Here is a 22,177-nt window from a genome sequence, read left to right as displayed (position 1 = left end):
ATCAGCCGCGACGGACCCTCGGGCCCCACGCCAGGTCGTCACGAATCTCGCCCGCGCGGTGCGCGTCGTCGACGTAGCCGGCAGCGACCTCCTGGTCCACCTGGTCGGCGTCGACGGAGAGCGCCCCCACACCGACCTGGACCCAGCGAGGCGATCCCAGGCACGCCGCCGGCAGCGTGACGGCGACCGTGTCCGTGCGCAGGTCGGCCTTGCCCTTCAGCGCGCGGCAGTCGACCTCGTCCTCGCCGCGAGTCAGGCTCGTGACGGGCGTTCCGCCCCAGCGTTCGACCAGCAGGTCGTAGGTGCCCTTGGGCGTACGGACGCGGACGAAGGTGAAGTGGATCGGGTCGCGCCCCAGGCCGCGGAAGTGCGCCGTGATCGCCACGCGGTGGTCACCGTGCGCGACGACCGTGCGCACGACGTCCGCGCCTGCGTGGTCCGGAGCAGGCGTCGTCTGCTCGAGGTCGTCGTCGACGATGGTGACGACGTCACCGGCGGGGTCCTCGGTCACCACCTTCTCCGCGTGGGCCGCGGTGGGCAGCAGCAGGACGACGGCGGCGAGGAGGGCGGCCAGGGGGGCACCGCGGCGACGGGACATGGCCGAACCCTAGGGGATCGCCACCGCCTCCTGTGACCGGAACCACGGAATCCCGGGCGGGGGCGCCCGGTTGGCACTGGTGTGCGCGACTCGACCACTGCTCCGACGACCGTCGGCGACCTGCTGACGCAGCGTCGTGCCGTCGACCTCGTCCGCACCGGGAGCGCGCTCTGTCGCCACCGGTGTGCCGTCGATTGATCCCGCACGTCGTCCGCACCCGCATCGGCGGCGTGCGGTACTGAAAGGTTATCTTTCCAGTATGAATACTTCAGTTATTGAGCCGGAGCAGCGCACCCGCCGCCTCCGTCTCCCCTCGTTCGGCGTCCAGGTCCTGATCGGACTGGTCCTGGGCGTGGCCCTCGGTCTCGTCGCCCGCAGCATGGGCGCGGACGGCGTCGACGCGACCGGCGAGGTCGACCCGAACTGGCTCACCGAGACCCTGAGCACGATCGGCAGCACGTTCGTCACGCTGCTGCGCGCGGTCGTGCCGCCGCTGGTCTTCCTCGCGATCGTGGCCTCGATCGCCAACCTGCGCGACGTCACGGGCGCTGCGCGGCTGGCTTGGAAGACACTGGCGTGGTTCGCGATCACCGCACTCATCGCGGTCTCGATCGGCATCGTACTCGGCCTCGTGCTGCAGCCCGGTGACCACACGAGCGTGACCTCCGATGCGGCCGGCGCACCCTCGAGCACGGGCTCGTGGCTGGACTTCCTCACCGGCCTCGTCCCGGCGAACGTCCTCGGCCTCGAGGGCTCGGCGAACGACGACGGCAGCGTGTCGATGTCGTTCAACGTGCTCCAGCTGCTCGTGGTCGCCATCGCGACCGGGATCGCGGCCCTCAAGGTCGGCGAGGCGGCCGACTCGTTCCTCACCTTCGTCCGCTCCGCGCTGGTCGTGGTCCAGAAGGTGCTGTGGTGGATCATCCTCCTCGCCCCGATCGCGACCGTCGGCCTGCTCGGCAACGCCGTCGCCTCCTACGGCTGGGACGCGCTGGGCTCGCTCGGCACCTTCACCGCAGCGATCTACGCCGGCCTGCTGCTGGTCGTCGGCGTGGTCTACCCGGTGCTGCTGCGCCTCAACGGGCTGTCGGTCAAGCAGTTCTTCTCCGGCGCCTGGCCGGCGATCTCGCTCGCGTTCGTGTCGCGCTCGTCGGTGGGCACGATGCCGGTGACCGAGAGCGTCACCGAGCGCAACCTGGGCGTGCCGCGCGCCTACGCCTCCTTCGCGGTGCCGCTGGGCGCCACCACCAAGATGGACGGCTGCGCGTCGATCTACCCGGCCATCTCGGCGATCTTCGTGGCCCAGTTCTTCGGCCTCGACCTGTCGGTGACCGACTACCTGCTCATCGCGTTCGTCTCCGTGATCGGGTCGGCCGCCACGGCGGGCGTCACCGGCGCGACGGTCATGCTCACCCTGACCCTGTCGACCCTGGGCCTCCCGCTGGAGGGCGTGGGCCTGCTGCTCGCGATCGACCCGATCCTCGACATGGGCCGCACCGCGGTCAACGTCACCGGCCAGGCGCTGGTGCCGACGATCGTGGCCAAGCGCGAGGGCATCCTCGACCAGGCGGCGTACGACGCCCCGCGCAGCGGTACGCCGTGGCGTGAGGACCCCGCCCCGTCGGAGTCGGCCGACCGCGACGCGCGGGCGGCGGTGCCGGAGGGCGTGCCCGCCTGACGCCGGCAGGGTCAACCTGCGTCAACGGGGGCGGCGGCGACTGGGATACTGGTCGCCGTTGCCCCCGTGGCGCAATGGATAGCGCAACGGCCTTCTAATCCGTGGGTTGCAGGTTCGAGTCCTGCCGGGGGCGCTGTGGCGCGGCCCCCACCGGCAGCACGTCCCCCACGGCGGGCACGGCCTCGACCGGGACCTGCGCTGCCGGGCGCCGGCGGAGCGGGTGGGCGGCGAGCCACGACGCGAGCCAGCGGCCCGCCTGGATGCCGGGCCGCTCGACGAAGCGGTAGACGAAGTCGGCGATCATCACCACGACGACCAGGACCACGAGCGTCTTGTGCAGGTTGTTGGGCCACGCCGGCAGCGCCATCGCGACGAAGTGGCCGCCGATCACCTGGAACAGGTAGATCGAGTACGACCGCTCGCCGAGCCACCTGAACGGCGTGATCGCGAGCACCCGGCTGACCTCGGTGCGTCCGCAGAGGCTCGGGAGGCCCAGCGCGCACAGCACGGAGAAGATCAGGATCAGCTGCTCGGGGCCCGCCCAGCGGGCCGTGAGCTCGGCGGAGTGGCTCTGCACCCAGTAGAGGGCGACGATGAGCGCCACCTGGACCACGCGCGAGGACAGCAGGGACAGGACCCGGAAGGTCGGCCGGGCGTGCATCATCAGCGCGACGCCGCAGCCGAGCAGGATGGCGACGTAGTGCACCCACGAGATGTTGTGGTGCCAGATCAGCCACAGCATCGCGGGCAGGATCAGCGCGCAGGCGACCGCCCGCGCCCGCGCGGCGCTGCCGAGCGCGACACCGACCAGGGGCAGCAGCACGAAGCCCAGCAGCGGCCAGACGAGGTAGAACTTCTGCTCGATGCCGATGGTCCAGGCCTGCGTGAAGTTCATGAAGCTCGGCGCGAGCTCGGGGTTGAAGGTGAGGAACCAGGTGATCGCCTCCGGACCGCCGGCCGCCTCGTAGACGCCGTTCCACTTCAGGAGCAGGACCGAGCCCAGCAGGGCGGCGTAGTAGGCCGGGGCGATGCGGAAGATGCGGCGCACCCAGAAGCCGAGCAGCGAGATGCGGCCCGTCGCGGCCTCCTCGCGCAGCAGCAGCGTGGTGATCAGGAAGCCGGACAGCACGAAGAACATGTGCACGCCGAGCCAACCACCGGCGAACATCGGGGCCGGCCCGCTGAAGTGGAACCCCACGACGGCGAGGGCCGCGATGGCCCGGACCCCGTCGAGCCCGCCGAAGTGGCGGTCGGCGAGGAACCGGTCGTGGGTCAGGGTCGGCCCGAAGAGCCCGAGGAGGAAGCGCACGCGGGGACCCTACTTCGGCGCGGGCCCGATGGCCGACACGCCGGGCCACCTCCCCCGTCGGCCGCCCACCTGCCGTGAGGATCGGTGCAGGCCCGGCGGAGTATGAGTCCGCCGGGCCAATGACGTTCCCGGGCTCAGACGCGCGGACCCGCATGGACGGCGTACGCGTCGATCTCCCCGCGCACCCGCGCCTTGACGTCGGTGGCGGCGAAGGACGCCTCGACCGCCGCCCGGGCGAGGTCGGCGACGCCCGTCTCGTCGAGGCCCAGGAGCCCGGCGGCCACCTCGTAGTCGTGGTTGAGCGAGGTGGAGAACATCGGCGGGTCGTCGGAGTTGATGGTGACGGTCACCCCGGCGTCCACGAACGCCCTCAGCGGGTGGTCCTCGATGCGCTCGACGGCACGGGTGGCGATGTTGGAGGTCGGGCACACCTCGAGCACCACGCCCGTCTCGGCGAGGTGGGCCAGCAGCTCGGGATCCCGGGCGGCGGAGGTCCCGTGCCCGATCCGCTCGGCGCCGAGCAGTCGCACCGACTCCCAGATCGTCTCGGGGCCCGTGGTCTCCCCGGCGTGCGGCACGGACCGGAGGCCGGCGGCGCGGGCACGGTCGAAGTGCTCGCGGAACTGCGCGCGGGGCACCCCGATCTCCGGACCACCGAGCCCGAAGCCCACGAGCGCGTCCGTGCGGTGGTCCAGGGCGTACTCGAGCGTGGCGTCCGCGGCGGGCAGCCCGGACTCCCCCGGGATGTCGTAGATCCAGCGCAGCACCAGCCCGAAGTCACGCTCCGCGGCGACGCGCGCGTCCTCGATCGCCTCGGTGTAGGCCTCGATGGCGATGCCCCGCACGACGGACGTGTACGGCGTGCAGGTGAGCTCGGCGTAGCGGAGGTTCTGGCCCTCGGCCATCTCGCGCGCCACCTCGTAGGTCAGCAGCCGGATGTCCTCGGGCGTCCGGACCAGGTCGACGACGGCGAGGTAGACGTCGATGAAGTGAGCGAAGTCGCGGAAGGTGAAGTAGTCCTTCAGGCCCTCGAGGTCGCTCGGCACCCCGGCGTCGGGGTGGCGCGCCGCGAGCTCGGAGACGATCCGCGGCGACGCCGACCCGACGTGGTGCACGTGCAGCTCGGCCTTGGGCAGTCCGGCGATGAAGTCCTGGAGGCTCACGCCCCGCAGTGTCTCAGGACCGCGGCAGCGTCGCCCGGCCCGGTCAGTCGACCATCTCCGAGGCGATCTGGTCGATCGTCGTGCCGGTCGCCTTCTCGCCGTCGATCAGCACGGTCGGGGTCGAGTTCACCCCGGCCTTGGACGCTGCCTCGCCGGCCGCGTCGACCCAGCCCTCGAAGGCCATGTCCTCGATGCCCGGGCGCACCTCGGACTCGGTCGCCCCTGCCTCGACCGCCAGGTCGACGAGGTCGTCATCGCTGGGGAACGGGCCCTCCTCGGACGGCTGGTTGTCGAAGAGCAGGTCGTGGAACTCCTTGGCGACCTCCGGACCCGACGCGTCGAGGACGACGGCGAAGGCGTTGGCCGAGCGGGGCGAGTAGTCGTCGATCCGCTCCAGGAACGGCAGCGGCCGGAACTCGACCTTGACCTCGCCGGCCTCGACCGCTGCGTCGAGCCGGTCGCGCACGGTCTGCTCGAGCTGGCCGCAGAACGGGCAGAGGAAGTCCTCGTAGACCACGACGGACTTCGGGGCGTCCGCGTCGCCGAGGACCATCCCGTAGTTCCCGCTGGCGCCCTCGGGGGCGGTGTCGGGCTTGTCCGACCCGAGGCTGGTGATGAGGAAGTAGCCGCCCACGACGAGCGCCAGCACGGCGGCGATCATGCCGGCGCGGGTCAGCTGCTCGCGGCGCTTCGCGGCCTTGCGGCGCTCCTCGGCCTGCTCGCGGGCCCGCAGCGTGCGCGCCTGGCGCTGCTCACGCCGGGCCTGTGCCGCGGCCTTCTCCTGCGCGGTCCTGTGCGAGCTCTTCTTCTGCGCCATCGAGGCTTCCTTCGGTGTCGAGGTGGTCGGTGTCGAGGTGATCGGTGTCGACGACGTCGTCGTCGCCGGACGTGCGGAACAGGACGGTGTCGAGCGCCAGTCGCGATCGTGGCCGGACCACCAGCCAGGCGGACAGGGCCAGAAGTCCCACGTCACGGGCGATCTCGCCGGGGTACTTGGCCGCCGCGTCCGGGATCTCTCCCCCGCCGCCGAAGCAGCCGCAGTCGATCGACAGGCCGCGTGCCCAGGCGCTGCTGATGCCGATGACGAACGCCACGAAGAGCAGCGCGGACACGGCGGCGGAGCTGCGCACCAGCACGCCGAGCACCAGGCACAGGCCGACGACGACCTCGACGACCGGCAGCAGGTGGCCGACCGCGGGCACGACGGACTCCGGGAGGAGGTCGTACGCACGCACCGCGCGGACGCTGTCGGCGGGGTAGGGCAGCTTGAGGGAGCCGGCGACGATCCACACGCCGCCGGTCACGAGCCGCGCGACGAGGCCGAACCAGTCCTTCACATCCGCACGCACATCCCGAAGGGTAGGAGGTGAGCCTGAGTCGAGCCTGAGAAGGGCCGTCGGCGGCGGTCTGTAGGGTGGCGGGTCGTGACCGACAGACTGGTGTGGATCGACTGCGAGATGACCGGCCTCGACCTCGGCGCCGACGCGCTGATCGAGGTGGCGGCGCTGGTGACCGACTTCGAGCTCAACGTCCTCGGCGAGGGCGTCGACGTCATCATCAAGCCGTCGCAGGAGTCCCTCGACCAGATGGTCGAGTTCGTGCGCACCATGCACGAGACCTCCGGGCTGCTCGAGGAGCTCGCCGGCGGCACGACGCTCGCGGAGGCCGAGGAGCAGGTGCTGGCCTACATCAAGGAGCACTGCCCCGACGGCACGCGTCCCCCGCTCGCGGGCAACACCGTGGCCACCGACCGCTCCTTCCTCGCCCGTGACATGCCCACGCTCGAGTCGTTCCTCCACTACCGCATCGTCGACGTGTCCTCCATCAAGGAGCTCTCCCGCCGCTGGTATCCCCGTGCCTACTTCGCGGCGCCCACCAAGCGCGGCAACCACCGCGCGCTGGCCGACATCCAGGAGAGCATCGAGGAGCTGCGCTACTACCGCGAGGCCGTCTTCGTGCCCCAGCCCGGCCCCGACAGCTCCCAGGCCAAGGAGATCGCCGCACGCCACGGCGGCCAGCTGACCGGCCTCGGTCCCGATGCTGGATCTGGCGCCTGATTGCCCTACACTTCACGTCGTCCTCGCATCCGTGCGAGCAGACATGGTGGGTATAGCTCAGCTGGTAGAGCGCCGCGTTGTGGTCGCGGATGTCGCGGGTTCAAGTCCCGTTACTCACCCCGAGTGATCGAGCCCCCGGCCAGCGGCCGGGGGCTCGATCCGTCTCCACCCGTCTCCACGGCTCGCCGTTTTGACGCGGAGGGCTCGAGTCGCGTCAAGTAGGCGTGCCGGGCACTGCTGTGCCCGGCTCGTGCTCTCCACCGCACGTGTCGAGGTGTCCTCCTCGCCGGCGAACCCAGGAAGGTGTGTCCGTGTCGAGGTGCTCCACCCGCTGGGTCGTCGCGTTCGTGCTCCTCGCCCTGTCGTGGGGCGCTGCCGTCCCGGCCTGGGCGTCGTACGACGACTCGCGCACGGCGGCCGGCGCCCCCGACGTGCGCGCCGCCAAGCCGCAGCACTGGAAGGCGCCCCGCGGGCCCTTCTTCAACGACCCGCACCGCAAGGCGGGCCACTTCACGATCGAGCGCGAGGTCATCCGCACCATCCGGCACACGCCGAGGCGCGCCACGATCCGGATCGCGGTCTACTCCTTCGACCGCATGCCGGTCGCGAACGCGCTGATCGCCGCGCACCGTCGCGGCGTACGGGTCCAGATGCTGCTCAACGACCACCAGGACACCCGCGCGATGCAGGCGGTCCGGGCCGAGGTCGGGACCAACCGGAAGAAGAAGAGCTTCATCTACAAGTGCCGGGCGGGCTGCCGCAGCACGCAGAACGAGTACAACAACCTGCACTCGAAGTTCTACTCCTTCACCCGGGCGGGCAGGTCGAAGGACGTCATCGCCGTCGGCTCGGCGAACATGATGCTCAACGCCGCCCTCCACCAGTGGAACGACCTCTACTTCACCTCGGGCGACCACACCCTCTTCCGGCAGTTCGTCTCCCTCTTCAACAACATGAAGAAGGACTGGGACACCCGACGCCCGCCGCGCCACTTCTGCGGCACGCCGACCGCCGCCGCCTGCGACGACTCAGTCGACAAGCACACCGTCTGGGCGCTCCCGAAGCTCTCCGGCCCGGAGAACGACCTCGTCATCGACATGCTCGACCGGGTCCAGTGCCTGACCCCCGACGGCGCCGGCGGGCAGCAGCGCACCCGCCTCGCCCTCTCGATGCACACCATGCGGGGCCGGCGCGGGGACTACCTCGCCGCGGCGATCAGGAACAAGTACGCCGAGGGCTGCGACGTCCGCGTCAGCTACGGCCTCATCGGCTACCACACCAAGCAGGTCCTGGGCGCGCCCACGGCGCGCGGGCGGATCCCGCTGCGGTCGACCGGCATGGACTACAACACCGACGACGACTTCGACCTCAACCACGACGGCGAGGACGACCTGATCCTCGACTACTACAGCCACCAGAAGTACCTCGTCGTCCAGGGCACCTACAACGGCGTCCCCGACAGCAGCATGGTGCTGACCGGGTCGTCGAACTGGGCCAGCCTCAGCACCGCGAACGACGAGATCTGGATGACCGTCCAGGGCAGGCGGGTGGCGCGGCAGTACGTCAGGAACTTCGACTACCAGTGGGACCACCCGCGCAACTCCCGTGACGCCTACACGACCACCTACGCGGAGTTCCGCGAGGCGCGGATGGTGCGCGGTGCGGACGGCACGATCCGGAGGACGTGGGTCACCACGCGCCGCCCGGTCACCACGGTCGAGCCCGACCGCCACCGCACGGGCCCCTACTGGGAAGCCGACTGACCCATGCCGGCGGGGACCCCGTCGTCCCCGGCAAGCACGCGGCGTCAGCTGCGCTCGACACCTCCGAGGCGGCGCGGGATGCCGAGCCGCAGGGGCCGGCCCCTGATGGGGTTGGCTGCCGCGACCTCGTCGAGGGAGTCGACGATGTTGCGGAGGTTGATGATCAGCGCGCCGTAGACCGGCCACTGGGGCGAGCGCTCCGTGGCGCGCAGCTCGTCGCTGTACTCCTGCAGCTGTCGGCGTACGTCGACCAGCGTGGCGGGGTCGCCCTCCACCGCGGCCCGCCCGGCCTCGCGGAGCATGGCGACCCACCGGCGGGCGAACCGCTCGTCGAGGGCACCGTGGTGCGCCTGGGCGCCGAGCGTCCGGGCCAGGCTCCGCGTCTCCGCCACCGACTGCTCGAGCCGCCGCAGCAGCTCGTGCCACTGCTGGGGGTCGCGCATCTGCCGGGCCGAGCGACGCGGGTTCATCCGGGCGCTCTCCTGGGCCTGGCGCACCAGCGCCCACGCGTGGTCGAGGTCCTGGTCGATGTCGCGCGTGCGCTCCACCCACTCCCGGGCGTCCTCGGTGCTCCCGCTCTCCGCCAGCCCGTCCGCCATGTCGACCAGCAGCTCCCCGATCCCGTCGTCGATGCGGTCGAGAGCCTTCGCGGCGGTGTGGCGGCGCAGCGGCGGCCAGACGACGGCGTTGACCGCGAGCCCGACGGCCACGCCGATGGCGGTGTCGAGCAGGCGCGAGATCAGCATCACGTCGCTGTCGAAGCCCGTGGTGAGGACGACGAGCCCGGTGGTCGCGATGGTGGTCGCCTCGGCTCCCAGCCACGGCACGGCGCCCAGCAGGAGCGCGACCGCCAGCAGCAGGGCGACCGCTCCCGTGCTCAGCCCCAGCGTCTCGCCCACGGCCGACGCGAGCACCACTGCGACGACCGTGGCGGCCACCTGCTGGCTGCCCTTCGAGAACGTCCGGTAGACGGTGGCGTGCACCACCAGCAGCGCGGACCACGGCGCCAGGAACGGTTGCGGCAGGTCGAGGACGCTCGCCGCGAGGACCCACGCGACCACGGCGGCGAGGACCGTCTTGCCCAGCTGGAGGACGTCGTTCCACCACACCGGGTCGCTGAGCCTGTCGTCGATCCGTGATCGGATCGTCTCCCACATGCTGTACCCCTCCCTCCCCCCGACCGTCGACCCTACGGGGGCAGGGGTGGGGTGGCACCTCCCTAGCGGCGTACCTCGGGCGCCGCCAGCATCACCGGGCAGGTGGCCTCGCGCAGCACCGCGCGCGCGACCGGGCCGATGTGCGAGCCGACGGGGAGCAGGGGGTCGTGGCGTCCGACGACCAGCAGGTCCGCGTCGGCGCTCTCCTCCAGCAGCGCCTCGACGGTGGTGGCCCGCCGCACCCGGACGTCGGCCTCGATCGCGACCTCGACGTCGCCGAGCGCGTCCAGCGCCGAGCAGATCTCCGCGCGCGAGCGGTCGGTCCAGCGCTGCGCCTCCTCGGGGCTGATGCGCAGCCCGTCGTAGGGGTCGGGCAGCGACCAGGCGTGCACCACGCGCAGCGACGCCCCCCGGACCCGGGCCTCGGAGCTCGCCGCGGCCAGGACGGCGGCGGAGCGCTCGGGCACGTCGACGCCGACGACCACGACCGGGTCACCACCGGGCGGACGCCAGGCGGTCGGCACCGCGACGACGGGCACGCGGGTGTGGGCGGCCACGCCGCCGGCGATCGTGCGGTTCACCAGCCGCGCCAGGCGGGAGAGGTGCCGGTGCTCCAGGACGACCAGCCGCGCCTGTTTCGCCGCGCGCACCAGCACCGGGACCGGCGCCCCCTTGTGGAGCACCTCGACCACCGGCACCAGCCCGTGGACCACGTCCTCGGCCTGCTCGGCGGCGAGCGCCAGGCTCTCCCGCCCGAACTTCTCCACGCCCTCGGCGGTGATCAGCACCGTCTCCGGGCCCTGCGGGACCACCGGCACCGCATGCACCAGGTGCAGCGGGCAACCGGCCCGCAGCGCCTGCTCGGCGCCGTACCGGACCGCGGCGCGGCAGTCGTCGGGACCGACGGCGACCACCACCGGGGGTGCCGTGCTGCTGTCCGAGTGCTCGATCATGGCGTCCTCCTCCGGGTCGCGAGCGGGGCTCTGCCCCTCTCCTCCCACGGTCCTCCGCGGGGCGGACGGCACGTAGGGACCAAGGGCCCGACCCCCCGCGCCGAGCGACCCTGATCACACGTGGTCCGCGGGGGGATGCTGGAAGGGTCCCGACGACGAGTCCCGACGACGAATCCCGACGACCAGGAGGATCCGGTGAAGGCCCTGCGACTGAACAGCTGGAAGAGCGACGCGGTGCTCGAGGACGTGCCCGTGCCCGAGCCGGGGCCGGGTCAGGTCCTCATCCAGGTGGGCGCCTCCGGCGCCTGCCACTCCGACCTGCACCTGATGCACGAGTTCGAGCCCGGCACGCTGCCGTGGTCGCCGCCGTTCACGCTCGGCCACGAGAACGCCGGGTGGGTGCACACGCTGGGCGCCGGCGTCACCGGCGTCGAGGTCGGCCAGCCGGTCGCCGTGGTCGGCGCGTGGGGCTGCGGTCGCTGCGAGCACTGCCTGGGCGGGCTGGAGACCTACTGCGAGCGCCCCGACCTGGCGCCGGTGCCGAGCGGCGGGGGCGGGCTCGGGATGGACGGCGGGATGGCCGAGCTGATGCTCGTGGAGTCCGCGCGCCACCTCGTCCCGCTGCCCGACGGCCTCGAGGTGGTCGACGCCGCCCCGCTGACCGACGCGGCACTCACGCCCTACCACGCCGTACGACGCTCGCTCGCCAAGCTCGGCCCCGGAGCGACCGCGCTGGTGATCGGCGTCGGCGGCCTCGGCCACCTCGCCGTCCAGGTCCTCAAGGCCGTCTGCGCCGCGCGGGTGATCGCCATCGACGGCCGCGAGGCGGCGCGCGAGCACGCGGTCACGCTCGGCGCCGACCTCGCCATGTCGCCCGGGCCGGACACCGCCGCCCAGGTCCGGGCCGCCACCTTCGAGGGTCGCGGCGTCGACGTCGTGCTCGACTTCGTCGGGTCCGACGAGACGCTGGCCACGGGCGCCCAGGTCGTGCGCCAGATGGGCGACCTCACCATCGTGGGGATCGCCGGCGGCACACTGCCGGTGTCGTTCTTCGGCCTGCCCTACGAGACGAGCGTCCAGACCACCTACTGGGGCAACCGCCAGGAGCTCGTCGAGGTGCTGGAGCTGGCCTCGCGGGGCCTGCTCCGCGCCGAGTCGACCATCTACACCCTCGACGACGCGCCCCTCGCCTACCGGGACCTCGCGCACGGCAACGTGCGGGGGCGTGCCGTCGTCGTGCCCAACGACTCGTTCAGCGGCTGAGGGTCTACGTTGGGCCGGTGACTCCCGGCAACAGCAGCTATGACGTCGTCGTGGTCGGCGGCGGCCACAACGGCCTCGTCAGCGCCGCCTACCTCGCCCGCGCCGGACTCGACGTCCTCGTCCTCGAACGGCTCGGCCACACCGGTGGCGCCGCCGTGTCGGTCGAGCCGTTCGCCGGCCAGCCCGCCCGCCTCTCGCGCTACTCCTACCTGGTGAGCCTGATGCCCGAGCAGCTGATGGCCGACCTGGACCTCGACGTGCGGCTGGCCTCGCGCACCACGGCGTCGTACACCCCGTGGGTGCGCGGCGACCGCACCGGCGGCCTGCTCGTGGAGCGGCCCGAGGGCGAGGCGACGCGCGCGTCGTTCCGCGAGCTCACCGGAGGCGACGAGGAGTACGCCGCCTGGCAGGACTTCTACGCCGAGGTCGGCCGGCTCGCCGAGGCGGTCTCCCCCACGCTGATGCAGCCGCTGCCGCTCGAGCGCGACGTGCGCTCGCTGGTCGACGAGCGGATCTGGAACGACGTCGTCACCGAGCCGCTCGGCCGGGCCATCACGTCCCGGTTCACCGACGACACCGTCCGCGGGGTCGTCGCCACCGACGCCCTGATCGGCACGTTCGCGTCCCTCGACGACCCCTCGCTCATCCAGAACCGCTGCTTCCTCTACCACCTCATCGGCAACGGCACCGGCGAGTGGCGGGTGCCGATCGGCGGCATGGGCGCGGTCACCGACGCGCTCGCCCGGTCCGCGGTCGGTGCGGGCGCCGAGATCGTCACCGGCGCCGGCGTGAGCGCCATCGCGCCGGGCCCGGACGGCGCCGAGGTGACCTTCCACGACGGCTCGCAGGAGCGGTCGGTCACCGCACGACGGGTCCTCTCGGGCGTCGCGCCGTGGGTGCTGCGCATCCTGCTCGGCGAGGGAGAGGACGCCGAGACCAAGCCCGTGGGCTCACAGCTGAAGATCAACTTCCTCCTCGACCGGCTGCCGCGCCTGCGCTCCGGTGCCGACCCCGAGGTCGCGTTCGCCGGCACCCTCCACCTCGCCGAGGACTACACCCAGCTCGAACGGGCGTACGATGCCGCCGCCGGCGGCGCGGTGCCCGACCCGATCCCGGGCGAGGTCTACTGCCACAGCCTCACCGACCCCTCGATCCTCGGCGAGCGCGCGGGATCGGCGCACACGCTGACCTACTTCGGGCTGCACACCCCTGCCGGGCTGTTCGACGCGGACCCGTCGGCGCGAGACGTCGCCACCGGCAGGGCCCTGGCGTCGCTCGACGCGGTGCTCGCCGAGCCGATCCGGGACTGCCTGGCCACCGACGCCGACGGCAACCCGTGCCTCGAGGCGAAGATCCCCCAGGACGTCGAGAACGACCTCGCCATGCCGGGCGGGCACATCTTCCACGGCGACCTCGAGTGGCCGTGGGCGCCCAACCGCTCGCGGCTCGAGACGCCGGCCCAGCAGTGGGGCGTGCAGACCGAGCACGACGTGGTGCTCCTCTGCGGCTCCGGCGCCCGCCGGGGCGGCGCCGTGTCCGGGCTCGGGGGGCACAACGCCGCGCAGGCCGTCCTGGCCGATCTCTGAGCGGCCCGGCGGCCGGGCCGACGGCTGGGGTGCCCCCTCGATTTCGCACGCCGGTCGGGACGCGGTAATGTTGTCCTCGCTTCACCGCCTGCGCCATTAGCTCAATTGGCAGAGCAGCTGACTCTTAATCAGCGGGTTCGGGGTTCGAGTCCCTGATGGCGTACCACTCCCTCGTCGAGGGCACAGAGCCGGTCCTTCGGGGCCGGCTCTCGGCGTTTCCGCACCCGGCGTGCGCACCGGTCCCGGAACAGCAAGGAGCCGGTCCCTCGGGGACCGGCTCCTTGCGTCCTGCGGTTGCTACTTCGTGAACAGGCTGACCCCGCCCGGGCCGACCAGGAGGCCGACGATGATCAGGACGATGCCCCAGAGCATCTGACCCCGGATCAGCGAGACGATGCCGGCCACCACGAGGATGACGGCAAGGATCCACAGCAGAAATGCCATTGCTTGCTCCCTTCGGTTGCGCGTTCAACCTAGCCCTCGCGCGACGGCACGGGTAATCGCCCACACCCCTAGGGTGGGAGGGTCGGGTCAGCCCTCCTCGCGGAGCCGCGGCGGGGTGAAGCCCTCGGGCTTGAAGCCGGTCTTGTCGGCGTAGAACTCGCGCAGCACGTCCATGTCGGCCGAGACGTCACCGCTCGGGTGGAAGGTCGGCCCCCAGCCCACGGTGCGCGACGGGACGTCGAGGTAGGCCAGCGTGATGGGCAGGCCCGTCTGCTGGGCGATCCGGTAGAAGCCGGACTTCCAGTACTCCCCCCGCGAGCGGGTGCCCTCGGCGGCGATGCCGAGGAGCCAGGGGTCACCGCCCTCGGCCTCGGCGAGCAGCTCCTTGATCGTGGTGGCCGGGTTCTTGCGGTCCAGCTCGACCGCGCCGGTGCGGCGCAGCAGCCAGCCCAGCGGTCCGACGAAGAGCTCGCGCTTGACCAGCAGCCGGATGGTGATGCCGTAGCGCCACGCGAGCAGGAGGGTGAGCACCCAGTCCCAGTTGGAGGTGTGGGGTGCACCGACCAGGACGCCGCGCTGGGGCACCTCCCCCACGGCCTTCCACCGCGCCGCGCGGAGGGCCAGGCCGGCGAGCGTGCGCCGGATCCGTGCCCCGCCCGTGGGGGCGGGCGCGGCCGGGACCCCGGCGAGCGGTGCGGCAAGCGCTGAGGTGGCCGCCTCCGCGCGCTCGCGACCCGCGGCGCGCTCGCGCTCGAGGTCCCAGAGGAAGTGGTCGAAGTCGACCTCCATGGTGTGGCGCGGGGAGGCGTAGAACCTCCGGGCGTTGCGCTCGTGGTCGGCGACCATCTGGCGCCGGATGACCGCGTCGGACGGCGGGAGGTAGCGGCCACCGAGCATCTCCGCGACCCAGGCGGACTGGGCCTCGGCCAGGGGCATCACCGCGCCGATCGGCTGGAGCAGGCCGATGAAGAACAGCCCGGGCAGGTCGGGGTGCACGGTGCGCTTCCACAGCGGCAGCTCGTTGTCCTCGACGGAGACGAGGTCGGGCCCGAGGAACGGGAAGCTCACCTTGTAGCCGGTGGCCCAGACGATCAGGTCGGCGGGCGCGCTGGTGCCGTCGACGAACACCACGCGGTCACCGTCGAGCCGCTCGATCCCCGGCCTCGCCTTGACGGCACCCGCGGCCAGCCGCTCGCGAATCTTCTCGGACTGGACTGGGTGCGACTGGCCTGGCTTGTGGCTCGGGGCGGGCAGGCCGTACTTCGTCATGCTGCCCGCCGTCAGCGCGCCGATGCGCAGCCGCGTGGCGGTCACCCACCACGGCACCCAGCCCGGCGGCAGGAGGCCCTGGTCGCTGGGCTTGCCGAGGAAGAACTTGCGCAGCACCCACTCGGTCCGCCGCACCGACCAGGTCGTCGTACGGGCGCGGTAGGAGGACTCGACGGCGATGTCCATGGCGGAGTTGCCGGCGCCGACCACGACCACGTCGCGGCCCTCGAGCTGCTCGCCGGAGCGGTAGTCGTGCGCGTGGACCTGCTCGCCGTCGAACTCTCCCGGGTACGCCGGCTCGGGCCAGCGCGGGTCCCAGTGGTGGCCGTTGGCGACCAGCACCGCGTCGTAGGTGCGAGTCTCGGTCCCGTCCGGGCCGGTGACCCGGACGTCCCAGCGCCCGTCGGCGCCGCGCGAGACGTCCTCGACGGTGGTGTGGAAGGTGATGGTGTCGCGGAAGCCGAAGTGGTCGACGTACTGCTCGAAGTAGGCGTGGACCTGGTCGTGCCGGGCGTAGGGCGGGTAGTCCGCCGGCATCGGGAAGTCGGAGTAGGCCATCCGCGGGCACGAGGTGTTGATCTCGAGGGTGTCGTAGCAGGCCGACTGGCCGTTGGAGTTGTCGTAGACCCAGGTGCCCCCGATGTCGCCGCCGCGCTCGAAGCAGTCGAACGGGATGCCGGCGAGGTAGAGCTGCTTGGCGGCGGCGATGCCCGAGGACCCGGCGCCGATGATGCACGCGCGCGGCAGGGAGTCGTCGACGGGGACCGGCTCGGTGACGGCCGGGGCGCGGTGGGACTGCTTGACGAGGTAGGCCATCAGGCGCTCCTGGCGGGTCGGGTGGTTGCTAGAGGTAGAGGCCGGTCGAGCCGCCGTCGAGGCGCTCGGCGGCGACAGCGTGGACGTCGCGCTCGCGCATGACGACGTAGACCTCGCCGTGGACCTCGACCTCGGCCTTGTCCTCGGGGTCGAACAGCACGCGGTCGCCCACCTCGACGGCCCGCGCGTGGGGGCCGACGGCGATCACGCGTGACCAGGCCAGGCGGCGGGCGCCCATCGCCGCGGTCGCGGGGATGACGATGCCGCCGGTGGAGCGGCGCTCGCCAGCCTCCTTGTCCACCTCGACGAGGAGGCGGTCGTGCAGCATCTTGATCGGGGCGGACCCGCCCACGGGCGTGCTCAGCTCGCGACCTTGCGGACGACGGCGAACAGCACGACCACGCCCACGACGGCACCGGCCGCCTTGAGGATGTTGTCGGTGCGCGGCGCACCGGTGTCGAGGTCGACGAAGTGCGACTTCACCGTGGTCACCTGGCGGCCGACGATCGTCTTGGGGTGGGCACGGTAGGCGAGCTGGTCGATGGTCGCGGCCAGTCGCTGGCGCGTCTCCTCGATCTCGCGCTCGAGCGCGCTCATGTCCTGGGTCACCCGGGAAGGCTATCAATGCGCCGGGGGTCGAAGCCCCAGGGCAGCTCGAGCCGGTGGGCGGCCATCAGCGCCTCGTCGGTGAGCACGTCGAACGTGGGCCGATCGGCCACCACCACCCCCTCGCTGAGCACCACGCTGCGGGGGCACAGCTCGAGGGCGTAGGGCAGGTCGTGGGTCACCATCAGCACGGTGACGTCGAGGCTGCGGAGGATGTCGGCGAGCTCGCGCCGCGAGGCCGGGTCGAGGTTCGACGACGGCTCGTCGAGCACGAGCACCTCCGGCTCCATGGCCAGCACGGTCGCGACCGCGACCCGGCGGCGCTGGCCGTAGGACAGGTGGTGGGGAGGCCGGTCCACGAAGTCGGCCATGCCGACCTTCTCCAGCGCCTCCATCACCCGCCGGTCCAGCGCGGCGCCCGTGACGCCGAGGTTGGCCGGGCCGAACGCGACGTCCTGGCGGACCGTGCCGAGGAAGAGCTGGTCGTCGGGGTCCTGGAAGACGATCCCGACGCGGCGGCGGATCTCGCGCAGGTGCTGCTTGGCCACGGGCAGCCCACTGACCTCGACGGTGCCGCGGCCGGCGGTGAGGATGCCGTTGAGGTGCAGCACGAGCGTGGTCTTGCCGGCGCCGTTGGGGCCGAGGAGGGCCACCCGCTCACCCTGGTGGACGTGCAGGTCGACGCCGAAGAGCGCCTGGTGGCCGTCGGGATAGGCGAACGCCAGGTCGCGCACGTCCAGCACGGGCAGGCTCACTCCGGCAACCTACCGTCGTACCCCCGGGACAGCATGGCGAGGTGCACGCGCTCGCCGCGCTCGTAGGACCGGATGAACAGCGCTCCCAGCGACCGCGCGAGCACCGGCCAGTGGCGCGGCGAGCGGGGGTCGCAGCCGCGCGAGCGCAGCGCGGTCATCATGCGCGACAGCTCGGCGGTGACCACGTCGAGGTAGCGGATCATGAAGCCCATGATCTGCACGACGAGGTCGGGCATCCGCAGGCGCTGGAGGCCACGGAGCACGTCCTGGGGCTCGGTCGTCGCGGCCAGGGTCAGCGACGCGAGCACGCCCATGCTGCCCTTGACGAGGAGCGCGATCCCGGACGTCAGCCCCGGCTCGGAGACGGTGAGCCCGAGCATCTCGGTGCGGGGCCCGTGGGCGATGAAGGGCATGAGCACGGCGAAGACGGCGAACGGCACCTCCACCACCATCCGGGGCAGGAGGTACGTCACCGGCACCCGCGACACCGCGATCACGCCGAGCAGCACCGCGAGCTCCGCGGCGAACACCGGGTAGGCCTCGCCGGGCGTCGCGACGACGACGAGCATGAAGGCCAGCAGGGCCAGGATCTTGAGGTGCGCGGGGGCGCGGTGGACGGGACTGTGGCCGTGGAAGTGGAGCCGGTGGCCGTGCCCGGCGCCCATCAGGCCTCCGTGCGGTCGGGTGCGTCGCGCGGCTCCCGCCGACGGATGACCCAGAACAGGCCGGTGCTGAGGGCGAGCATGACGAGGACGCCGACCACTCCGGCGACGCCGCCGCTGAGGCGGTCGTCGTCGATGCCCGAGGTCTGGTAGTCGGCGAGGGGGCTGTCGGAGGTCGCGGAGTCCTCGGCCGAGTCGAGGAACCCGGTCTGCTCGGCGACGTACTCGAGGCCGTCGGGGTGCGAGGAGGCGTAGTAGCTGGCCACACCCGCGACGAGCAGGCTGACGACGAGCGCGACGGCGAAGAAGCGGCGGGTGCTCATGCGACCTCGACCTTCCTGGTCTCGAGCTCGCGGCGGGCGACGAGCGGTCGCGCACCGTGGACGAGGTCCGGGCGGGAGGCGACGACGCTGCTCACCACCAGGCCGGTGACCACGGCCTCGCCGATACCGATGACGGTGTGCCAGCCCAGCATCGCGGTGACGACGGCGCCGAGGTCGACGGGCGCCTGGCCGCCGACGGCGAACAGGGCGGTGAAGACGAGGGCGGCCGCCGGGACGCTGACCAGCGCGCCGACCGCGGCGGCCGGGGCGACGACGGACAGGCGTGTGGGCAGCAGCCTGCGCAGCACCACGAAGACGCCCCACCCGACCGCCACCGTGACGATGCCGATCAGGGTGATGTTGGTGCCGAGCGCGGTGATCCCGCCGTCGGCCATCAGCAGGCCCTGGACGAGCAGCACCACGGTGAGGCAGAGCACCGCCGTCCACGGCCCGACCAGGACGGCCGCGAGCGCCCCGCCCATCAGGTGTCCGCTGGTGCCGGCCCCGACCGGGAAGTTGATCATCTGGGCGGCGAAGACGAAGGTCGCGACGAGCCCGGCCATGGGCGCCGTACGGTCGTCGAGCTCGCGGCGCGCGCCCCAGAGCGAGATGCCGACGGCCGCGACGGCCACGGCACCCGTGGCGACCGAGGTCGGGGCGTCGAGGAAGCCGTCGGGCACGTGCACGTGGTCGCTCCTGGGGCTGGCCCGGTCGCTTCGCCGGGCTGGTTGGATGTCTGGTGGCCGACACGGATCCCCCGATACCGCGTCGGCACCCTGCGACCTTATTGCAAATCCCTTGCAACAACCACACCGGCCCATCTTCGAGCACAGGAGCAGCCATGTCCGACCGCCTCACCACCGGCGACGCCGCGCCCGACTTCACCCTCACCAGCGACACCGGCGAGCAGGTGAGCCTGGCCGACCTGCGGGGCTCCAAGGTGATCCTCTACTTCTACCCGGCCGCGATGACCCCCGGCTGCACCAAGCAGGCCTGCGACTTCTCCGAGTCGCTCGACTCGCTCCGCGGGGCGGGCTACGAGGTGCTCGGCGTGTCGAAGGACAAGCCGGCCAAGCTCGCGAAGTTCCGCGAGCGCGACAGCCTCACCCTCACCCTGCTCTCCGACGAGGACGTCGCGGTGCACCAGGCCTACGGCGCCTTCGGGACCAAGAAGCTCTACGGCAAGGAGGTCGAGGGCGTGATCCGCTCCACGTTCGTGATCGACGAGGCCGGCAAGGTCGAGCTCGCCCAGTACAACGTCAAGGCCACCGGCCACGTCGCCAAGCTGCGCCGCGACCTGGGCCTCGACTGAGGACGCACGCCGCACGTGCGGCGGATGTCGCCCCCTCACGTACGTCGCAGCGGCCACGACCGCCGCACGTGTGAGGATGGGCCCCTTGCGCCCGTAGCCCAACAGGCAGAGGCACACGGTTTAGGTCCGTGACAGTGTGAGTTCGACTCTCACCGGGCGCACCCGATCTCGCGAGTCGCTGCCGTGTGACGCCCGTCACCACTAGGGTCCGCGCATGGACTCCGCGCTGACGACCGTCGGACTGCCCCTCGCGCTCGCGATCATCATGTTCGGGCTGGGCCTGGACCTGACCCCCAACGACTTCCGCCGGGTCGGCCGCGCGCCCAAGGCGGTGGCCGTCGCGCTGGCGTGCCAGGTCGTGCTGCTGCCCGCGATCTGCTTCGGGCTGGTGGTCCTGTTCGACCTCCCCGCCCTGCTCGGCATCGGCATGCTGCTGCTCGCTGCCTCGCCGGGCGGCACCACCGCCAACCTGTTCAGCCACCTCTTCCGCGGGGACGTGGCCCTCAACATCACCCTGACCGCGATCAACACCGTGATCGCGGTGGTGACCCTGCCGCTGATCACCGGGTTCGCCATCGCGTGGTTCGACCGGCAGGACGACGTGTCGATGCCGCTCGTCGAGATCGTCAAGGTCTTCGCGCTGATCCTGCTGCCCGTCGGGATCGGCATGCTGGTCAACCACCGCGCCCCCGGCTTCGCCCGTCGGATGGACAAGGCGGTGCGGATCGGGTCGGCGGTGATCCTCGCGATCCTGGTCCTCGGGATCCTGCTCGACCAGCTCGAGAACGTCGGGGACTACCTCGCCGACGTCGGCCTGATCACCGCGCTCTTCTGTGCCATCAGCCTCGTCGTGGGCTACGTCGTCCCGAAGGCCTTCGGTGTCACCGGACCGCAGGCCATCGCCTCGTCGATGGAGGTCGGCGTGCACAACGCCACCCTCGCGATCTTCGTCGCGGTCGAGGTCCTCGACGAGGTCGAGATCTCGGTGCCGGCCGCCGTCTACTCTCTCGTCATGTTCCTGTTCGCCGCCCTGTGGGGCACGTGGGTGAGCAAGCGGGTCGGCGCCCGCGACGACGCCGCGGCGGTCAGCTGAGGTCGGCGGCGACGTACGGCGCCAGCTCGCGCAGGGCGCGCCCGCGGTGGGAGATGCGGTCCTTCTCGGCCGGGTCGAGCTCCGCGGACGTCAGGCCCTCGGCGTCGTGCTCGACGGCGACGAAGACGACGTCGTACCCGAAGCCGCCGCTGCCCCGCACCTCGCGGATGATGCGACCGTCCATGCGTCCCTCGACGACCCGCTCGCGGCCGTCGGGCATCACCCACGCGACGGCGCAGGCGAAGTGGGCGCCGCGGCGCTCGTCGGGCACGTCGCCGAGCTGGTCGAGCAGGAGCGCGTTGTTGCGCGCGTCGGACTTGTCGGCCCCCGACCACCTGGCCGACAGCACGCCCGGCATGCCGTTGAGGGCGTCGACGCACAGCCCGCTGTCGTCGGCCACGGACGGCAGGCCCGTGGCGGCGACGCCGGCGCGTGCCTTCAGCAGCGCGTTGCCCGCGAAGGTCGGCTGGTCCTCGACCGGCTCGACGTAGCCGTCGACGTCGCCGATGCCGAGCACCTCGATGTCGGGGACGTGCTCGGCGAGGATCCGCTGCATCTCCACGATCTTCTTGGCGTTCGCAGAGGCGAGGAAGACGCGTGGTCTCGAGGCTCGCTGCGCTCGCACCTCAGCCACCGAGAAGTGCTTCCTGCTGGAGCCGGGTCAGGTCGGCGCAGCCCTTCTCCGCGAGGGCGAGCAGCGCGTCGAGCTCGGCGCGGTCGAAGGCCGCACCCTCGGCGGTGCCCTGCACCTCCACGAACTTCCCCTCCCCCGTCATCACGACGTTCATGTCGGTCTCGGCGCGGACGTCCTCGACGTAGGGCAGGTCGAGGCGCGGCACGCCGTCGATGATGCCGACGCTCACCGCGGCGACCGACCCGGTGAGGGGCTCGCCGGTCAGCGCGCCGTTGCCGCGCAGGTGCGCGACGGCGTCGGCGAGGGCGACGTACGCCCCGGTGATGGCGGCGGTGCGGGTGCCGCCGTCGGCCTGGAGGACGTCGCAGTCGAGGACGATCGTGTTCTCGCCGAGCGCGCGGTAGTCGATGACGGCGCGGAGGGAACGGCCGATCAGCCGCGAGATCTCGTGGGTGCGCCCGCCGATGCGGCCCTTGACCGACTCGCGGTCGGACCGGGTGTTGGTGGCGGCGGGGAGCATGGCGTACTCGGCGGTGACCCAGCCGAGACCGGAGCCCTTGCGCCACCGCGGCACGCCCTCCGAGGCCGACGCGGCGCACAGCACCCGGGTGCCGCCGAACTCGACGAGCACCGAGCCGGCGGCGTGGTCGAGCCAGTTGCGGGTGATGGTGATCGGGCGGAGCTCGTCGTCGGCACGACCGTCTTCTCGGGGGCTCGGAGTCATGGCTCGACCCTA

25 protein-coding genes and 4 tRNA genes are annotated in these 22,177 nt (G+C 72.1%); 12 read left to right on the top strand and 17 right to left on the bottom strand.

The genetic code is table 11. From position 1 onward, the window contains the following. Window position 1 precedes the first annotated feature (1 nt). A complete protein-coding gene (locus Q9S36_RS30745) occupies window positions 2-598 on the bottom strand; it encodes a hypothetical protein (RefSeq protein ID WP_311288633.1) in 597 nt (198 codons plus the stop codon). Between the two features lie 81 nt (window positions 599-679). Between Q9S36_RS30745 and Q9S36_RS51680 the strand changes: the two genes are divergently transcribed. From Q9S36_RS51680 to Q9S36_RS30735, 3 genes are all read left to right on the top strand, one after another. Then, the gene (locus Q9S36_RS51680) at window positions 680-796 is read left to right on the top strand and encodes a putative leader peptide (protein WP_396653875.1); all 117 of its coding nucleotides are present in this window, start codon (window positions 680-682) and stop codon (window positions 794-796) included. Between the two features lie 61 nt (window positions 797-857). Beyond that, on the top strand, window positions 858-2,276 hold the full coding sequence (locus tag Q9S36_RS30740; protein ID WP_311288632.1) for a dicarboxylate/amino acid:cation symporter: 1,419 nt from the start codon (window positions 858-860) through the stop codon (window positions 2,274-2,276). A gap of 60 nt (window positions 2,277-2,336) precedes the next feature. Continuing rightward, window positions 2,337-2,409 (top strand) — tRNA-Arg (locus Q9S36_RS30735). On the opposite strand, the gene Q9S36_RS51675 is transcribed toward Q9S36_RS30735, so the two are convergent. The 4 genes from Q9S36_RS51675 to Q9S36_RS30715 form a co-directional block, all read right to left on the bottom strand. Then, entirely contained in the window at window positions 2,371-3,474 is a 1,104-nt protein-coding gene (locus Q9S36_RS51675; protein ID WP_396653878.1) for an acyltransferase family protein, read from the bottom strand. The genes Q9S36_RS30735 and Q9S36_RS51675 overlap by 39 nt on opposite strands. 245 nt (window positions 3,475-3,719) lie before the next feature. After that, window positions 3,720-4,748 (bottom strand): adenosine deaminase, encoded by a 1,029-nt coding sequence (locus Q9S36_RS30725; protein WP_311288630.1) that lies wholly within the window; start codon window positions 4,746-4,748, stop codon window positions 3,720-3,722. Between the two features lie 43 nt (window positions 4,749-4,791). After that, a complete protein-coding gene (locus Q9S36_RS30720) occupies window positions 4,792-5,565 on the bottom strand; it encodes a thioredoxin domain-containing protein (protein ID WP_311288629.1) in 774 nt (257 codons plus the stop codon). Then, entirely contained in the window at window positions 5,501-6,097 is a 597-nt protein-coding gene (locus Q9S36_RS30715) for a MauE/DoxX family redox-associated membrane protein (protein WP_311288628.1), read from the bottom strand. Before Q9S36_RS30715 ends, Q9S36_RS30720 begins: the two co-directional genes overlap by 65 nt. A gap of 75 nt (window positions 6,098-6,172) precedes the next feature. On the opposite strand from Q9S36_RS30715, the gene orn reads away from it, so the two are divergent. From orn to Q9S36_RS30700, 3 genes are all read left to right on the top strand, one after another. Next, complete coding sequence (gene orn, locus Q9S36_RS30710) at window positions 6,173-6,805, top strand: oligoribonuclease (protein ID WP_311288627.1); 633 nt, start codon at window positions 6,173-6,175, stop codon at window positions 6,803-6,805. A gap of 46 nt (window positions 6,806-6,851) precedes the next feature. Next, window positions 6,852-6,924 (top strand) — tRNA-His (locus Q9S36_RS30705). Between the two features lie 192 nt (window positions 6,925-7,116). Next, window positions 7,117-8,568: a phospholipase D-like domain-containing protein gene (locus Q9S36_RS30700; RefSeq protein ID WP_311288626.1), complete on the top strand. Its 1,452-nt coding sequence runs from the start codon at window positions 7,117-7,119 to the stop codon at window positions 8,566-8,568. 44 nt (window positions 8,569-8,612) lie between these two features. On the opposite strand, the gene Q9S36_RS30695 is transcribed toward Q9S36_RS30700, so the two are convergent. Together Q9S36_RS30695 and Q9S36_RS30690 are read right to left on the bottom strand one after the other, a co-directional pair. Further along, entirely contained in the window at window positions 8,613-9,725 is a 1,113-nt protein-coding gene (locus tag Q9S36_RS30695) for an aromatic acid exporter family protein (RefSeq protein ID WP_311288625.1), read from the bottom strand. 62 nt (window positions 9,726-9,787) lie between these two features. Further along, window positions 9,788-10,678 carry a universal stress protein gene (locus Q9S36_RS30690; RefSeq protein ID WP_311288624.1) on the bottom strand — a complete coding sequence of 297 codons (891 nt, stop codon included), beginning with the start codon at window positions 10,676-10,678 and terminating at the stop codon, window positions 9,788-9,790. 195 nt (window positions 10,679-10,873) lie between these two features. Here Q9S36_RS30690 and Q9S36_RS30685 point away from each other — a divergent pair, with 195 nt between their 5' ends. The 3 genes from Q9S36_RS30685 to Q9S36_RS30675 all read left to right on the top strand — a co-directional run bounded on the left by Q9S36_RS30685 (window position 10,874) and on the right by Q9S36_RS30675 (window position 13,693). Continuing rightward, window positions 10,874-11,941, top strand: coding sequence for an NAD(P)-dependent alcohol dehydrogenase (locus tag Q9S36_RS30685; RefSeq protein WP_311288623.1), 1,068 nt, complete (start codon window positions 10,874-10,876; stop codon window positions 11,939-11,941). 17 nt (window positions 11,942-11,958) lie between these two features. Then, the gene (locus Q9S36_RS30680; RefSeq protein WP_311288622.1) at window positions 11,959-13,527 is read left to right on the top strand and encodes an NAD(P)/FAD-dependent oxidoreductase; all 1,569 of its coding nucleotides are present in this window, start codon (window positions 11,959-11,961) and stop codon (window positions 13,525-13,527) included. A gap of 90 nt (window positions 13,528-13,617) precedes the next feature. Continuing rightward, window positions 13,618-13,693: transfer RNA gene (locus tag Q9S36_RS30675), tRNA-Lys, on the top strand. 131 nt (window positions 13,694-13,824) lie between these two features. Here Q9S36_RS30675 and Q9S36_RS30670 read toward each other — a convergent pair. The 8 genes from Q9S36_RS30670 to Q9S36_RS30635 form a co-directional block, all read right to left on the bottom strand. Next, the gene (locus Q9S36_RS30670; RefSeq protein WP_311288621.1) at window positions 13,825-13,971 is read right to left on the bottom strand and encodes a GPGG-motif small membrane protein; all 147 of its coding nucleotides are present in this window, start codon (window positions 13,969-13,971) and stop codon (window positions 13,825-13,827) included. Window positions 13,972-14,058: 87 nt separating this feature from the next. Next, window positions 14,059-16,056: an NAD(P)-binding domain-containing protein gene (locus Q9S36_RS30665; RefSeq protein WP_311288620.1), complete on the bottom strand. Its 1,998-nt coding sequence runs from the start codon at window positions 16,054-16,056 to the stop codon at window positions 14,059-14,061. 28 nt (window positions 16,057-16,084) lie between these two features. Then, entirely contained in the window at window positions 16,085-16,384 is a 300-nt protein-coding gene (locus tag Q9S36_RS30660) for a co-chaperone GroES (protein ID WP_311288690.1), read from the bottom strand. A 32-nt stretch (window positions 16,385-16,416) separates the two neighbouring features. Continuing rightward, complete coding sequence (locus tag Q9S36_RS30655) at window positions 16,417-16,665, bottom strand: DUF3618 domain-containing protein (RefSeq protein WP_311288619.1); 249 nt, start codon at window positions 16,663-16,665, stop codon at window positions 16,417-16,419. Next, window positions 16,662-17,417 (bottom strand): ABC transporter ATP-binding protein, encoded by a 756-nt coding sequence (locus tag Q9S36_RS30650; protein WP_311288618.1) that lies wholly within the window; start codon window positions 17,415-17,417, stop codon window positions 16,662-16,664. Before Q9S36_RS30650 ends, Q9S36_RS30655 begins: the two co-directional genes overlap by 4 nt. Beyond that, window positions 17,414-18,082: a cobalt ECF transporter T component CbiQ gene (cbiQ, locus tag Q9S36_RS30645; protein ID WP_311288617.1), complete on the bottom strand. Its 669-nt coding sequence runs from the start codon at window positions 18,080-18,082 to the stop codon at window positions 17,414-17,416. Before cbiQ ends, Q9S36_RS30650 begins: the two co-directional genes overlap by 4 nt. Next, window positions 18,082-18,402, bottom strand: a complete 321-nt coding sequence (locus Q9S36_RS30640) for a PDGLE domain-containing protein (protein ID WP_311288616.1) — start codon at window positions 18,400-18,402, stop codon at window positions 18,082-18,084. The genes cbiQ and Q9S36_RS30640 overlap by 1 nt, the downstream gene beginning before the upstream one ends. Further along, a complete protein-coding gene (locus Q9S36_RS30635) occupies window positions 18,399-19,088 on the bottom strand; it encodes an energy-coupling factor ABC transporter permease (RefSeq protein ID WP_311288615.1) in 690 nt (229 codons plus the stop codon). Before Q9S36_RS30635 ends, Q9S36_RS30640 begins: the two co-directional genes overlap by 4 nt. Window positions 19,089-19,243: 155 nt before the next feature. Here Q9S36_RS30635 and bcp point away from each other — a divergent pair, with 155 nt between their 5' ends. The 3 genes from bcp (at window position 19,244) to Q9S36_RS30620 (ending at window position 20,807) form a co-directional block, all read left to right on the top strand. Beyond that, window positions 19,244-19,714 carry a thioredoxin-dependent thiol peroxidase gene (bcp, locus tag Q9S36_RS30630; RefSeq protein ID WP_311288614.1) on the top strand — a complete coding sequence of 157 codons (471 nt, stop codon included), beginning with the start codon at window positions 19,244-19,246 and terminating at the stop codon, window positions 19,712-19,714. A gap of 87 nt (window positions 19,715-19,801) precedes the next feature. Beyond that, a tRNA-Leu gene (locus tag Q9S36_RS30625) sits at window positions 19,802-19,875 on the top strand. Between the two features lie 53 nt (window positions 19,876-19,928). Further along, window positions 19,929-20,807 carry a bile acid:sodium symporter family protein gene (locus tag Q9S36_RS30620; RefSeq protein ID WP_311288613.1) on the top strand — a complete coding sequence of 293 codons (879 nt, stop codon included), beginning with the start codon at window positions 19,929-19,931 and terminating at the stop codon, window positions 20,805-20,807. Here Q9S36_RS30620 and rdgB read toward each other — a convergent pair. Together rdgB and rph are read right to left on the bottom strand one after the other, a co-directional pair. Continuing rightward, window positions 20,800-21,441 carry an RdgB/HAM1 family non-canonical purine NTP pyrophosphatase gene (rdgB, locus tag Q9S36_RS30615; protein ID WP_311288612.1) on the bottom strand — a complete coding sequence of 214 codons (642 nt, stop codon included), beginning with the start codon at window positions 21,439-21,441 and terminating at the stop codon, window positions 20,800-20,802. The two genes, Q9S36_RS30620 and rdgB, sit on opposite strands and share 8 nt — an antisense overlap. Then, window positions 21,434-22,165: a ribonuclease PH gene (rph, locus tag Q9S36_RS30610; protein WP_311288611.1), complete on the bottom strand. Its 732-nt coding sequence runs from the start codon at window positions 22,163-22,165 to the stop codon at window positions 21,434-21,436. Before rph ends, rdgB begins: the two co-directional genes overlap by 8 nt. Window positions 22,166-22,177: the final 12 nt, after the last annotated feature.

It is taken from the genome of Microbacterium sp. ARD31, assembly GCF_031844425.1.
The sequence above is the reverse complement of the archived record's forward strand: the minus strand, read 5'-3'. Positions and strand labels throughout refer to the sequence as shown.

Bases quoted from the DNA above. Each gene is read 5' to 3' on its own strand.
- Q9S36_RS30745 (WP_311288633.1), bottom strand. From the start codon at position 598: ATGTCCCGTCGCCGCGGTGCCCCCCTGGCCGCCCTCCTCGCCGCCGTC.
- Q9S36_RS30740 (WP_311288632.1), top strand. From the start codon at position 858: ATGAATACTTCAGTTATTGAGCCGGAGCAGCGCACCCGCCGCCTCCGT.
- Q9S36_RS30720 (WP_311288629.1), bottom strand. From the start codon at position 5,565: ATGGCGCAGAAGAAGAGCTCGCACAGGACCGCGCAGGAGAAGGCCGCG.
- Q9S36_RS30695 (WP_311288625.1), bottom strand. From the start codon at position 9,725: ATGTGGGAGACGATCCGATCACGGATCGACGACAGGCTCAGCGACCCG.
- Q9S36_RS30690 (WP_311288624.1), bottom strand. From the start codon at position 10,678: ATGATCGAGCACTCGGACAGCAGCACGGCACCCCCGGTGGTGGTCGCC.
- Q9S36_RS30670 (WP_311288621.1), bottom strand. From the start codon at position 13,971: ATGGCATTTCTGCTGTGGATCCTTGCCGTCATCCTCGTGGTGGCCGGC.
- Q9S36_RS30665 (WP_311288620.1), bottom strand. From the start codon at position 16,056: ATGGCCTACCTCGTCAAGCAGTCCCACCGCGCCCCGGCCGTCACCGAG.
- Q9S36_RS30660 (WP_311288690.1), bottom strand. From the start codon at position 16,384: ATGCTGCACGACCGCCTCCTCGTCGAGGTGGACAAGGAGGCTGGCGAG.
- cbiQ (WP_311288617.1), bottom strand. From the start codon at position 18,082: ATGGGCGCCGGGCACGGCCACCGGCTCCACTTCCACGGCCACAGTCCC.
- Q9S36_RS30640 (WP_311288616.1), bottom strand. From the start codon at position 18,402: ATGAGCACCCGCCGCTTCTTCGCCGTCGCGCTCGTCGTCAGCCTGCTC.
- bcp (WP_311288614.1), top strand. From the start codon at position 19,244: ATGTCCGACCGCCTCACCACCGGCGACGCCGCGCCCGACTTCACCCTC.
- Q9S36_RS30620 (WP_311288613.1), top strand. From the start codon at position 19,929: ATGGACTCCGCGCTGACGACCGTCGGACTGCCCCTCGCGCTCGCGATC.
- rph (WP_311288611.1), bottom strand. From the start codon at position 22,165: ATGACTCCGAGCCCCCGAGAAGACGGTCGTGCCGACGACGAGCTCCGC.